The following is a 12,656-nucleotide window of genomic DNA, read 5'->3' on the forward strand; positions in this document are numbered from 1 at the left end:
TCGGTGAGTGCTGGACCCCGCGTGTGCAGGGAGGGGGTGCAAGTCCATGTGTACCGGACCGTGGGGACATTCGGGTCTCAGACGCTCCAGGAGCCGTCGCGCATGAGTGTGCGCCCGATAGTCTCGTCGGCCTCGCGCCACGCCTGGATCCGCGTGGGGCGCAGCACCAGGTAGACGTATCCCTCGCTCCCTCGAGGGTCCCAGTCGGCCTGTGCTGCGTAGACATCCGCAAGTGTGGGATCGCTACCGACGTCCGCCGTCCGCGTGAGCTCGAGGTCGATCATCACCACGTCCCGGGTGGGGCCGATCCCCACCCGGGCATGCGCAGAGGCGAGCAGATTGCGGGCGGTGCGGGAGCCGCCGTCGACGGCGATGATCACCTGATCGCCCGCCCAGACGATCGACAACGGCACCAGGTAGGGGTCGCCGTCTGGCGAGGCCGTGGCGACCCACCCGTCCAGTGCTGGAGTCTTCAGCGCGGCGAGAACGTCCGCCTTGCGCTGGGCGCCCGACCGGGGCCCCCGCTCGCGGCTCACGCGCGCTGGTTGATGCGCAACAGGTTCCCTGAGGGATCCCTGAATGCGCAGTCGCGGACTCCGTACGGCTGGTCGGTGGGCTCCTGCAGCACGTCCGCACCGCTGGCTTGCAGCTTCTCGAACAATCCGTCCAGGTCGTCCGTAGCGAGAGTGAGTGCGGCGAAACTGCCTTTGGCGATCAGCTCGAGGATGGTGGCGCGCTCATCCTCGGTGATGCCTGGATCCGCGGCTGGCGGGGTGAGCACGATCGAGGTCTCCGGCTGATTCGGCGGACCGACAGTGATCCATCGCATGCCATCGAAGCCGACGTCCTGGCGGACCTCGAATCCGAGGGTGTCGCGATAGAAACCGAGGGCGGCCTCGGCGTCGGTGTGCGGGAGGAACGTGTAGTGAATCGTGATGTCCATGGCAGTCACACTAGGTGGAACGTTCAGCGTGGCGCTTCTTGATTCCTGATCGGTCTGGCCACCTGCTTGACGATGCACGTGGGCAGGTCCACGGCGCCCTCACCGTCGGCGGCCCGGCGGCGATAGACGCTCGGTGGCATCCCCACCAACTCGGTGAATCTGGTACTGAATGTGCCCATCGAAGAACTCCCGACGGCGAAGCACACCTCGGTCACGGAGAGGTCGCCCCGCCTCAACAGCGCCATTGCCCGCTCGATCCGGCGCGTCATCAAGTACGAGTACGGGGACTCCCCGAACGCCTGCTTGAACTCGCGGCTCAGGTGCCCGGCCGACATGTGCACACCGGCCGCCAGGGCCGGCACGTCCAGTGGTTCGGCATACTCGCGGTCAATCCGGTCCCGCACGGTGCGCAGGAGCCGCAGGTCACGCAGGCGTTGCTCGACCGCAATGTCACCGTTCACCCGACGATCGTGCCACGGCCGTGACGATCGCCGGCACGCAGCATGCGCTCCCCGACTAGCTCAGCGGCGTCGATCGCACGTACCCTAGCGCTGCTATGCTGCACCCTAGCGGTTCTATGTATGGGAGGCGTCATGGTCGGCACGTCCGCGGTTCACATCGACAAGGATCTGGTGGCGGCTTCTGCCACTTCGCTGGTTCTGGGGATCCTCGCCCGGGAGGAGTCCTACGGCTACGCGATCCTCAAGCGTGTGCGCGAGTTGTCCGACGATCAGATGCAGTGGACCGACGGGATGCTCTACCCGCTACTGCACCGACTGGAACGGAACGCCCTGGTGACGGCGCAGTGGAGCGTTTCCGCTGAGGGACGCCGCCGGAAGCGGTATGCGATCACGCCACTGGGCCGCGAGGTCCTGGCCGAGCGGCAACGGCAGTGGGAGGTGGTCGCGGATGCGCTAGCCCAGGTCTGGCGCAGCGTTGAGGGCGGCCCAGCACGCCGCGGCGTCCCGGCTGGCGGTGCGTGATGGAGAGCCGGCACCCTGAGAACACTCTGAACACGCACATCGACATCTGGCGCGGACATCTGCTGCGCCGCCAAGCGATTGCTGCCGACGACGTGGACGAGATGGAGGACCACCTGCGTTCGCAGGTGAACGATCTCGTTCAGGCGGGCCTCACCGAGGACGAGGCGTTCCTGATCGCTGTGAAACGGATCGGCAACCTCGATGCCGTCTCGGCCGAGTTCGCCCGGGAGCACTCCGAGCGACTCTGGAAGCAGCTGGTCCTGGCCCCGGATGCGGACGGTGGTGCGGGGTGGCTCCCGCGGGAACTGGTCGTGGCGATGGTCCTCGGTGCCGGCGCCGGGCTGACAACTGTGGCTGGTGTGGCGTTGATCGACGACCCCTCAGTCATCGCGCGAAACGTTGGCCTGTTCACCGCCCCGTTCCTGATTGCCTACCTGGCGTGGAAGCGGCGATTGGGTGTGCTCACGATCGCACTGATCGCTGGTGTGTTCGCCGTCCTCGCCCTGGTGCTCAACCTGTATCCCTTCGAGCCCGGGGGCGACACCGTGATTCTGGCCGCGTTGCACACTCCGGTGGTGCTCTGGTCCCTCGTCGGGATCGCCTACATCGGAGGGAAGTGGGGCAGCCATTCTCGCCGCATGGACTTGGTGCGGTTCACCGGTGAGTGGGCCATCTACCTCAGCCTCCTAGCGCTCGGGGGCGGGGTGCTGATCGGTCTCACGTTCGCCGTGCTCTCCTTGGTGGGAGCCGACCTCGAACCGGTACTGGAGAGCTGGATCCTCCCTCTCGCGGTTCCGGGAGCCGTACTGATCGCGGCGTGGCTCGTGGAGGCCAAACAGGACGTTGTGGAGAACATCGCACCGGTACTCACCCGCGTCTTCACTCCGTTGACCCTGGTGCTTGTCATGGTGACCCTTGCGGTGCTGCTGGCCGCCGGGGACCTTGCCGAGGTCGACCGTGAGCTGCTCATCCTGATGGACGCGATCCTCGTGCTCGTTCTTGCGCTGTTGTTGTACTCCCTCTCTGCCCGGGACCCGCTGGCTCGCCCGGGATTCTTCGATGCGCTCCTGCTGGCACTGGTCGGGGCGGCTGTGGTGGTGGATCTGGTTGCTTTGGTGGCCATGTTCACCCGGATCGCGGACTTCGGACTCAGCGCGAACAAGGTCGTTGCGCTGGGGCTGAACCTTCTCTTGCTGGTGCATCTGTCTGGGGCGGCGTGGTTCGCTCTCGGCATTCTGCGCCGGCGGCGACCGTTCGCCGCCCAGGCGGCCTGGCAGACGCGCTACCTGCCGCTGTACGGGATGTGGGCGGCGGCGGTGATCGCCGCAACGGGGCCGGTCTTCTCCTTCGCCTGAGCCTCGCGACGGCCGGGATCCTGTCACGACGACGGTCAGCAGATAGGAGCACGATCTGTTCACCCGAGCGGGCCGGAGTACCCGATGTCAGTGCGTCGAACTACTGTCGAAATCACCCAATGTCAGAACTGAAAGGGCCGCGACAGATGCCAATGAGCCAGAACGTCCACTTCCTCACCCTCGCCACTCCCGATCTGGATGCCGCCCGCCGTTTCTATGTGGACGGCCTCGGCTGGAACGCGCTGCTTGACGTACCCGAGGAAATCCTGTTCTTTCAGATCGCGCCGGGGCTCCTGCTCGGTCTGTTCGACGCCGAGAAGTTCGATCAGGATCTGCAGCGTGGCAGCACCGTCCGCGAGGCGTCCGGCGTGACACTGGCGCACAACGTCGACAGCGAGGACGCCGTCCGCAGCACAGTCGCGACGATGCGCGCAGCCGGTGGTGAGGTGCTCACCGAGCCGGCGCCGGGCGAGTTCGGAGGCATCTTCCACGCGCACGTCGCCGATCCGAACGGAGTGATCTGGGAGATCGCGCACAACCCCGGCTGGTCCGTAGAGGCGGACGGCACCGTCCGTTTAGGCTGAACGCCGCACAGGTGGCCGTCCCGTCCGGCGGGAGGGCCACCTGCGGCCTGGCAAGCGCAAGCCCGTCCGTTTAGTCCAGGCTGTCCCCGATCAGCGCCATACATTGAATCGCCGTCAGGCCATACAGTGCGTTGGCGTTCGTGCTGAGGTCCGCCTCGTCCACGGTCTTGAGCACCCGCGGGGGCTCAACGATGACCGAACCGAAATCATGGTCCTGCGGGTAGCCGGCATGACCACGCCGGAACTCCTCCCATGCTCGCTCCGCGAGTTCCGGATCGTCCAGCGCGACCGCTGCGTACGCAGTGGCCCGGGCGTAGGACTGCCGGAGGTTCAGGTTGCCCCAATGCTCACCGGTGGCCTCGGCTTGCTCCTTCCGGCTGGCGTTGTACAGGCGGCAGAATTCCACCCACTTCTCCTTGACCTCCGGTTCATCCACCAGCTCGAGGAACTCCGTCATCAACTCAATGAGGCCGAACACCGCACTCAATGAACCGACTTGCACCTTCCCCGGTTCGCCGCCGTGAAACTCGGCAGTCTCCAGATTGTAGAGACCGCCCTGCTGCGCCCAGCCGTTCGGCAGAGCCGCAATCGAGCGAGCGCTCGCCAGTAGTCGTTCCCGCGCCACCGGGTCACCATCGCGTTCCCACTCGGTCAGCCATGCCCCGGCGATCGCACCCCAGTCCGTGGTCTTGCTGAGTGGCAGAGCGGCCGGGTCCGGGTCGTACGGCCCCGTCGACCCGTCCACCTTGCGGCCGGCGTTGAGCACCAGGTAGGTCCGGTCGGAGTCGACGAGTTCGTGCAGCAGGTCACCGGTACGCTCATCGGCCGTGAGGAAGTAGTAGAACCGGCGGTAGTTCGCGTTCGAGATCCGCACCTGTTTGGCGCTATCACCCCAGTGCATCACGTTGTGCCGGGTGCCGAGACCTTTCCACTGGCCGAGGTGATAGACGTCGACCTCCCCGGTGTGCCGGGTCATCGCCTCCGCGAACCGAAAGGCATTCGCGTCCCCGGTGCGCAGGTAGTGGTACCAGAGCCAGGAATCAGTGGAGAGCTCGGAGTTGTCCCACGCGTACCCGCCGATGTCGTACCGCCACACGTGCCGATCGGCGTCGTAGGAGTGCATCACATCGCCGTAGTCCCAGAACCCGTACCAGGACCGCTGGTCTACCTGCTGCCGGTGGAAGGTGTGGATCGCGTCCAGGCGGTCCTCGATCTCGGCACGCGCCGGGGTAGACCGATCGACCGGTGTCCACGATCCGAAGACGCCGGCACCGTGCACCTGTTCTGGCGAGGTCACCAGCAGTGGCGGCGCCGCGTTCGCGCGGCTGAGCTCGACCAGCCGCTCCGCTGGCGGTGTCGCCGCGAGTGCCCAGAACGTCAGCTCGCTGGTGCGGGCCACACCGTACGGAGTGCCGAAACCCGGTTCGTAATCCTCGTAGGTGATGTTCAGACCCTCGAGCTGCTCCTCATAGGTGTCCTGCCCCAGACCGTCGTGGTAGAAGCGCACATCCATCGCAGAGGCACGCGGTGACCACATCCATACTGTGGCGCGGGCGGTGTCGGTGTCGGCCCCGTCCACCTCCAGCTCGGTGGGGTGCAACTGCCAGAAGTTTCGCAGCCCGAAGGCGAGACCACCGCCGGGGCTGCCGACGTACCCGAGGCCACCGGCCCGACTGCCTGAATCCACGGTCAGCCAGGAATGCCCGACCGAGGTGCGCTTGCTGATCTGGTACCCGTGAGCAGTGAGCTGGCTGATGCTGTAGCTACCGAACGCCGGGATCAGGTGCAGACGGCTGGTCACGCGCTGATCCCACGTACTCGTGTCCGGGGTGGCTTCACCGGCCACCTGCGCCGCCTTGGCCTCGGCACCAGGATCACGGCGCAACCCGGTGATCGGACGCACCGCCTCGGCCAGCACACCACCCTCGGCGCTGGTGAACCTCACGTGCCGGTCGTGCAGGTCCGCGTGCATGGGCACGGAGAACTCCACCCCGAGTCCATTGATGAAATGCTGGTTCTCGTCTCCGTCGTAGAAGAAGGTGTGCACCAGGCGGATCCCGTCGGATCCGGCGAAGAGAGCGAACCTCAGCACGAACGGCAGCCATCCGTTCGCGCCCCGGCCATGGGTGCCCTCCACCTTGATCACCGCGCGGATCGGCCCATCCTGCTCCACCGTGACAGCGTCCACCATCCCGCGGAACGACTCGTGCGAGATCTGCTCTGCGCGGTCAGTGTCCGGGACATTCTGCCGGGACGCCACCAACCGACCGTCGCTGGCGATGGTCCGGCCGTCCCGGGTGATCTGGCGGATCACCTTGTCACCGGCCTTGGCGAAGTCCACGACGATCACGCCGGTATCCACGCGAACCCGGCCGCCGTTCTCACTCACCCGCAGTGCGGTCTCCGGAGTAGCCGGCTCCCCGCGTTCCAATCGGTACCCATCGGTGAGCGGGCTCGCATCGCTGACGGCGTGAGCGCTCCACTTCAGCGACCCGTCGGGCCACCAAGCGGTACCCCAACTCTGCACGGGGACGACAGTGCCGTCATCGGTGTGCAGGGCGAACGCCTGATCTCCGGGAACACTCCCGCGCGCCCACGGAACGCCCCAGGTCACGCCAGCCGCAAGAACCTCCGGGATGTCCTGCTCGAGCCAGCGCAGGTCCACCGGACCAGCAGGTTCGGTGGGTTCGCGCGGGGCCGCGGGTCCACGGGGAGCCGCAATGGCTGGAACTGCTGCCCCGAGGGCAACACCGGCACTGGCGACGGCGGACGAGGCAAGCATCGTGCGGCGACTGATCTGAACCACGGTGTTCTTCTCCTTCCGGCCGGAGCCGCACGCCATCATTAGCGCGGCGGTCAGGCCTCGATGACTGACCCGCCTATGCTCATCAGCCCACCGATGTCGTGACCACGAACGGACAATTTCGATCAATGGCGTCGCCTGGCCATGACGACCAGGTTCTCCCCTCGCGGCGAGGGACGGAGTTCTACCGTCCATCCCGTCTCACGAAACGCCCGTTGCGCCGCCTGTCGCTGCTCCTCAGCGATCTCGGTGAGTAGCAGGCCGTCCGAGGAGAGCCAGTGATCGGCCTGTCCCGCGAGGCGCCTTTGGATGCTCAGGCCGTCTGTCCCGCCATCGAGCGCGATCACAGGCTCGTACTCCCGTGCCTCACGCGGCATGGTGGCGAGACCGGCAGTCGGAACATAGGGCGTATTGGCAACCACCAGATCGAGTCGGCCACGATCGCGCGGAGGCAGCGCCTCCAGCAGATCACCGGTGTAGACCGGGATGGAGTCGAGGTTGTCCGCGGCACACGCAGTGGCCCTCGGGTCGAGGTCCGCGGCTCGGATCATCAGATCAGGCCGCCGCACATGAAGCGCAGCTGCGATGGCTCCGATCCCGCAGCACACATCTGCCACCTGGGCACCATGTGGCGCCACCTCGGCGGCAACCTCGACCAGATGGGTGGTGCGGGTCCGCGGCACGAAAACGCCAGGTGCGGTGTATAGCCGCAGACCATCGAACTCAACCCACCCCAGAACTGTCTCGAGCGGTTCGCCGTCCAGACGACGGCGGACCAGGACCTCGCGCTCCGGCCCCGCTGCTGCGGCGTTGTTCAGGAGCGCCGCCTCGGCTTCGGCGAACACGCATCCTGCGGCCCGGAGCCGGGCCACCAGCGGATCTTCAAGCACGTCAAGCCGGCGCTATCTCGTCCAGTTCATCGAGATCGACCGGGGTGGGTTCCCAGTACACGGCAGCCACATTCGCCTGCACCTGTTCCGGCCGGGACGCTCCGGCGATCACTGAGGCCACCGCGGGCTGCGCTGCGAGCCAGCCGATGGCCACCTGAAGCATGCTCATCCCGCGGTCAGCGGCGAACGCCTCCAAGGCTTCGATTCGATCGAAGTCCGCCGCCGCGATTCGCTCTGGACGCCGTGCCAGCCGAGTCCCCGCCGGTGCGCCTTCCCCGCGACGGTACTTCCCGGTCAACAGGCCCGAGGCGATCGGGTAATAGGGCAAGAGCCCCGCCCCTAGGTGATTGAGGGCGGGCACCAACTCGCGTTCGACACCGCGATTGAGCAGGTTGTACTCATTCTGTGCCGAAACCATCGGGGTGCCCCCATCGGCACGTGCCGTCCAGTCGGCGTCCACCACCTGCCAGCCCGCGAAGTTCGACGAGCCGAGGTACCGCACCTTGCCCTCGACCACCAGTTCGTGCATGGCAGCGAGGGTCTCCTCGATCGGCGTGTGCGGATCGGGAGTGTGCATCTGATAAAGGTCGATGTAGTCGGTACGCAGACGGCGCAACGAGCCCTCCACGGCCTTGCGGATGTACCGGCGCGAACCGCGCACGCCCCAGTCCGGACCGTTCAGACCCCCGGTGTCCATTCCGAACTTGGTGGCGATCACTACCTCGTCCCGATGACCGGCCAGGGCCTCGCCGAGCAGCTCTTCACTGCGGCCCTTGGAGTAGACATCGGCAGTGTCGAAGAGGGTCACTCCGGCGTCCAATGCGGCGCCCACGAGGCCAGGAACGTGCTCTGCCGCTACGGTTGCCCCTAAGGTGTTACATCCAAGTCCGACGGCGGAAACCGTCAGGCCCGAGGCGCCGAGCTGGCGATACGACATGGTGTACGTGTCCACGCAGACCATTTCACCACGTTCTCCGTGCGCGAACTTCACATCACCTTCACGTGCGACCGGAACAGGACGCACGCCTCGGCCGTTGGACTTACTGGAGACGACCACAAGTCACAAGGAGGAGTCGCGATGGCTGATCGAGCATTACGCGGCACGAGGATCGGCGCGAACAGCATGGAGACGGAGGCGAACGTCGAGTTCGCCCCGCGTATCGAGGCGGTCTACGACTGCCCGGACGGTCGGGTGATCGTCATCCCGTTCTCCGCGGAGGCTGAGATTCCACCGGTATGGGAGGCGCCCGGAGGTGGCGAGGCGCTGCTGCGCGATGCCGATCGGCCCGAACCCAAGCCCGGCAAACATGTCCGCACCCACTGGGACATGTTGCTTGAGCGGCGCACGGTCGCCGAACTGGAGGATCTGCTGACCGAACGCTTGCAGTTGTTGCGCAGCGGTCAGCTGCGGCGCCGCAGTGCCTGAGTAGCACGCCCCCACCACTGACGCCACTGCCTGGAGCGCCTTTCGGCGCCCCAGGCAGTGGTGCGCCAGAGGGCCTCCACGACGATCGCACGGCTCATCTTCGAGGTGCCCTCGAGTCGTTCAGTGAAGGTGATCGGCACCTCGGTAATCGTCCCGCCCAGTTCGCGGACCCGCCGGGTCATGTCCACCTGGAAGCAGTACCCCTGCGAATTCACCTCCGTGAGCTTGATGCGCCGAAGGATGGCTGCGGTGAACACCCGGAAGCCGGCCGTTGCGTCGTGGACCCCGAGCCCGATCGCCGCGTTCGCATAGGCGTTGGCGCCGCGGCTCAGGTACTGCCGATACCAGGGCCAGTTGACGGTGCGGCCCCCCGGTATCCATCTCGAACCGATGGCCAGCTCTGCGCCTGAGGCCACGGCGGTTAATAGTCGAGGCAGATCCTCCGGATGATGGGACCCGTCGGCGTCCATCTCCACCACGAGGTCGTAGTCACGATCAAGGGCCCAGGTGAACCCGGCCACATAGGCGCGCCCCAGACCCGCTTTCTGCGGCCGGTGGAGCACATGGACGGCCGGGTCGGCAAGAGACCGCTCCGCCGCCCACCGCCCAGTGCCGTCCGGACTACCGTCGTCCACCACGAGCACGTCGGCCCCCGGTGCCGCCCTGCGGGTGCGGGTCAGGGTGTCCGGGAGCGAATGCCGCTCGTTGTACGTGGGAATGATCACCAACGTCCGCGTCACTGGCCGCTCCGGCGGCGCCCGGTGACCAGCCCGAGGGTGAAGGCACACGCCACCAGCACCGTGGCCAGGATGATCGGCCAGTCCCCCAGCCGGTCCGCCACGGTGAGTGAACTGCGCAACGGCAGCTCCGCCGTCAACGTGTCATGGGTGAAGAGCTCCGTACGTTCAAGCACCGTCCCGTCGGCGGCGATCACGCCGCTGACTCCTACGGTGGAGATCTGTACAGTCGCGCGCCCATGCTCCACGGCGCGCAGTTGCGACATGGCGAGTTGCTGCTCACTCTCGGCGGTGTATCCGAACGAGGCGTTGTTGGTGGGTACGAAGAGCACCTCTGCCCCGCCCTGAACTGCTTCGCGGATCACTGCGTCGTAGGCCACCTCGAAGCAGATCACCGTCGCCACCTGCACCGTGCGCTCCAGACGCGGCAGGTCGACCGGCACCACGGCGATCTCGGTGCCTGGAGCGATGTCCGTGCGTACGAGATCCACCGCCGAGGAGAAGATCCGCGCGAAATCCCGGATCGGGATGTACTCGGCGAAAGCCGCCGGGATTTGCTTGGCGTAAGAGAAGACGGCGCCCTCACCCACTTCCCAGAGCACCATGTCGTTGAATCGGGCGTCGTTACCGTCTGCGTCTAGTCCATAGGAGTCGGTGCCGAACAGGATCGGCGTGCCGATCGCGGAGGCGGCATCATCGAGCATCGCGGCGGCATCGGCATCCTCGCGGGGGTTGATGTCGGTGGCGTTCTCCGGCCACAAGACCAGGTCCAGCGTGCCGGTACCGACCTCCTCGCTCAGTTCGAGGGTGCCGTTCACATGGTTGGTGAGCACCTCGCGTGCGTTCGCGAACGCGCCAAGGCCCGGTTCGGAGACATTTCCCTGGACCGCGCCCAGCCGCAGAGTCCCGGTTTGGGCCGCCGTCGGTGTTGGGATTACCAGCCCCACGGCAAGTATTGCCGCCACGCCAGCCCCGGCCCCGATGATGACGCCCCTACTCGCTGGGCAGGATGCATCCGGCGACGCTCGACGGCGCATCAGCAGTCCGATCACGGCAGCCGCCAACCAGAAACCGCACAGCGCCGTCACGAAGGAGACCGCAGGAGCCCCCGCGATCGCAGCGAACGGCAGAAGGGGACCGTCGACCTGGGAGAAGGCGAGCCGTCCCCATGGGAAGCCCCCGAATGGCCATACCTGCCGCAGTTGTTCGGCCACCACCCAGACCACGGCGAAGACGACACCGGGCAGGAGCAGGCGGCCACGCAGCCATGCAGCCCGTCGAGACCACGTCCACACCGCTGCACCTGCCGCGATGACGCCCGCTTCGGCCACGCTCAACGCCAGCCATGGGATCACCCCGACCGCCGCATTGGCCCACCAGATATGCGGGAGGAAGAAGGCCAGGCCCCAGACCCACGCCACGAGCGCGTTCCACCGCGCGGAATCACGGCGCAGCGCCACGACGAGCACGGCCATGCCGACGATCGCCAGCGGCCACCAGGATCGCTGCGGGAAGGCTGTATCGGTGAGCAGACCCCCCAGGGCCGCCGCGAGCAGCGTCAGGGCCCGGGCCGGCACGAGCATGCGCGCTGGCGACGGAGGGTTCGGGGCCGCAGTAGCGACGGTGGCGGACACCCCTGCAGGATACGTCCCGGGCAGTCCTGATGCGGACCGGCGAGACGGGGTACCCGACAACGCAGCTGGGTGCGCCGTCGGGCCCCGAGACCCCACCGACCGGCTCGCGCATCCTTCGGTCCGGAACCCCTGCTCGGTCAGCCCCGTTTTCTACTGAATGCGCGAGCCTGGTCGGTGACTGCACCCCTGTTTCAAGGAGCAGTACGGAACGTGAACATACCCTCGTCACTCGCTCACGCCAAGGGGATGAACGCGCAGGTCACGGGCGTATGCGCAGGTCAGAGGCACCAAGACTGATTGCAAGAATCTGCCATCAGTCGGCGTGTCGCAACGTGCGTCGGTGGCAGATCGTGGTCGGTGTGATCGGTACGGGTTCCGGCCCGCTATCCTCGGCAGTCACAACAGTCCCACCACGCCCAGGAAACGCTGATCGGGACGTGCCTGGATGTCCGCGATCGCCTGAGATACTTGCTGTTCTGCAGAGGACGAGCGTAGGAGGCCAGGTGCTGGCAGCAGAGCGGCGTGCGCGCGTGCTCGACGCCGTCCTCGCCCGCGGTGCGGTCACTGTGACCGATCTGTCCGACGCTCTCGACGTGAGCCCCATGACTATCCGTCGCGATCTCGATTCGCTCGCGCGTGCCGGCCACCTGGACAAAGTGCACGGCGGTGCCACCACGCGGCGTAGCGCCAGCGCTGAAGAGGTCGGTTTCGACCACAAGGCGGGCCGCGAACGCGCAGAGAAGGAGGCGATCGCCGAGCTGGCAGCGAACCTCGTTGCGCCGGGTATGGCCATCGGCCTGTCCGCGGGGACGACGACCTGGGCGCTGGCGCATCGGTTGCGGCGAATCCCCCGCCTCACGGTGGTGACCAACTCGCTGCGGATTGCCGATCTGCTCCATGGGCCACCACGACCCGGTGAGGTTGCTCCAGCCGAGGTGATCCTCACCGGGGGCGTACGGACCGCCTCAGACGCCCTCGTGGGCCCGGTGGCCGTGTCCTCATTGGAGCGGCTGCATTGCGACATCGTCTTCCTGGGCGTGCACGGAATGGACGCGCGGGCCGGGCTCACCACCCCGAACCTGCTGGAGGCTCAGACGGACAGGGCGCTGGTGGCCGCCGGACGGTCCGCCGTCGTGGTGGCCGACCACACGAAATGGGGCACCGTCGGCCTGACGACTATTCTGCCGCTGACAGAGATCGATCACCTCATCACCGATGACGGCCTGCCGCCAGAAGCGGTGAGCGCGTTGCGTGAAGCTGTCGCTGACCTGCGGGTGGCTCCACCGAGCGCGAAAGACTGA

The 12,656-nt window shown here is 66.7% G+C and carries 13 protein-coding genes; 5 read left to right on the forward strand and 8 right to left on the reverse strand.

Going from position 1 to position 12,656, the window contains the following annotated elements:
- Positions 1-77 precede the first annotated feature (77 nt).
- From LQF10_RS09280 to LQF10_RS09290, 3 genes are read right to left on the reverse strand one after another with little or no spacing between them, the layout of a single operon-like run.
- Entirely contained in the window at positions 78-536 is a 459-nt protein-coding gene (locus LQF10_RS09280) for a pyridoxamine 5'-phosphate oxidase family protein (RefSeq protein WP_231067185.1), read from the reverse strand.
- Positions 533-943 carry a VOC family protein gene (locus LQF10_RS09285; RefSeq protein ID WP_231067186.1) on the reverse strand — a complete coding sequence of 137 codons (411 nt, stop codon included), beginning with the start codon at positions 941-943 and terminating at the stop codon, positions 533-535. The genes LQF10_RS09280 and LQF10_RS09285 overlap by 4 nt, the downstream gene beginning before the upstream one ends.
- Positions 944-966: 23 nt before the next feature.
- The gene (locus LQF10_RS09290) at positions 967-1,404 is read right to left on the reverse strand and encodes a helix-turn-helix transcriptional regulator (RefSeq protein ID WP_231067187.1); all 438 of its coding nucleotides are present in this window, start codon (positions 1,402-1,404) and stop codon (positions 967-969) included.
- A 132-nt stretch (positions 1,405-1,536) separates the two neighbouring features.
- On the opposite strand from LQF10_RS09290, the gene LQF10_RS09295 reads away from it, so the two are divergent.
- From LQF10_RS09295 to LQF10_RS09305, 3 genes are all read left to right on the forward strand, one after another.
- Positions 1,537-1,926: a PadR family transcriptional regulator gene (locus tag LQF10_RS09295; protein WP_231067188.1), complete on the forward strand. Its 390-nt coding sequence runs from the start codon at positions 1,537-1,539 to the stop codon at positions 1,924-1,926.
- Entirely contained in the window at positions 1,926-3,281 is a 1,356-nt protein-coding gene (locus LQF10_RS09300) for a permease prefix domain 1-containing protein (RefSeq protein ID WP_231067189.1), read from the forward strand. The genes LQF10_RS09295 and LQF10_RS09300 overlap by 1 nt, the downstream gene beginning before the upstream one ends.
- A gap of 152 nt (positions 3,282-3,433) precedes the next feature.
- Positions 3,434-3,865, forward strand: coding sequence for a VOC family protein (locus tag LQF10_RS09305; RefSeq protein ID WP_231067190.1), 432 nt, complete (start codon positions 3,434-3,436; stop codon positions 3,863-3,865).
- Between the two features lie 70 nt (positions 3,866-3,935).
- On the opposite strand, the gene LQF10_RS09310 is transcribed toward LQF10_RS09305, so the two are convergent.
- The 3 genes from LQF10_RS09310 to LQF10_RS09320 all read right to left on the reverse strand — a co-directional run bounded on the left by LQF10_RS09310 (position 3,936) and on the right by LQF10_RS09320 (position 8,495).
- Complete coding sequence (locus LQF10_RS09310; RefSeq protein WP_231067191.1) at positions 3,936-6,671, reverse strand: exo-rhamnogalacturonan lyase family protein; 2,736 nt, start codon at positions 6,669-6,671, stop codon at positions 3,936-3,938.
- A gap of 122 nt (positions 6,672-6,793) precedes the next feature.
- A complete protein-coding gene (locus tag LQF10_RS09315) occupies positions 6,794-7,540 on the reverse strand; it encodes a putative protein N(5)-glutamine methyltransferase (protein ID WP_231067192.1) in 747 nt (248 codons plus the stop codon).
- A gap of 19 nt (positions 7,541-7,559) precedes the next feature.
- Positions 7,560-8,495 carry an aldo/keto reductase gene (locus LQF10_RS09320; RefSeq protein ID WP_231067294.1) on the reverse strand — a complete coding sequence of 312 codons (936 nt, stop codon included), beginning with the start codon at positions 8,493-8,495 and terminating at the stop codon, positions 7,560-7,562.
- Positions 8,496-8,636: 141 nt separating this feature from the next.
- Here LQF10_RS09320 and LQF10_RS09325 point away from each other — a divergent pair, with 141 nt between their 5' ends.
- Positions 8,637-8,984: an RNA polymerase-binding protein RbpA gene (locus tag LQF10_RS09325; protein WP_231067193.1), complete on the forward strand. Its 348-nt coding sequence runs from the start codon at positions 8,637-8,639 to the stop codon at positions 8,982-8,984.
- On the opposite strand, the gene LQF10_RS09330 is transcribed toward LQF10_RS09325, so the two are convergent.
- Together LQF10_RS09330 and lnt are read right to left on the reverse strand one after the other, a co-directional pair.
- Entirely contained in the window at positions 8,960-9,724 is a 765-nt protein-coding gene (locus tag LQF10_RS09330; RefSeq protein ID WP_231067194.1) for a polyprenol monophosphomannose synthase, read from the reverse strand. The two genes, LQF10_RS09325 and LQF10_RS09330, sit on opposite strands and share 25 nt — an antisense overlap.
- Positions 9,721-11,355: an apolipoprotein N-acyltransferase gene (gene lnt, locus LQF10_RS09335; protein ID WP_231067195.1), complete on the reverse strand. Its 1,635-nt coding sequence runs from the start codon at positions 11,353-11,355 to the stop codon at positions 9,721-9,723. Before lnt ends, LQF10_RS09330 begins: the two co-directional genes overlap by 4 nt.
- A 503-nt stretch (positions 11,356-11,858) precedes the next feature.
- On the opposite strand from lnt, the gene LQF10_RS09340 reads away from it, so the two are divergent.
- A complete protein-coding gene (locus LQF10_RS09340) occupies positions 11,859-12,656 on the forward strand; it encodes a DeoR/GlpR family DNA-binding transcription regulator (RefSeq protein ID WP_231067196.1) in 798 nt (265 codons plus the stop codon).

The sequence above is a fragment of the Ruania halotolerans genome, from assembly GCF_021049285.1.
Classification (GTDB): domain Bacteria; phylum Actinomycetota; class Actinomycetes; order Actinomycetales; family Beutenbergiaceae; genus Ruania; species Ruania halotolerans.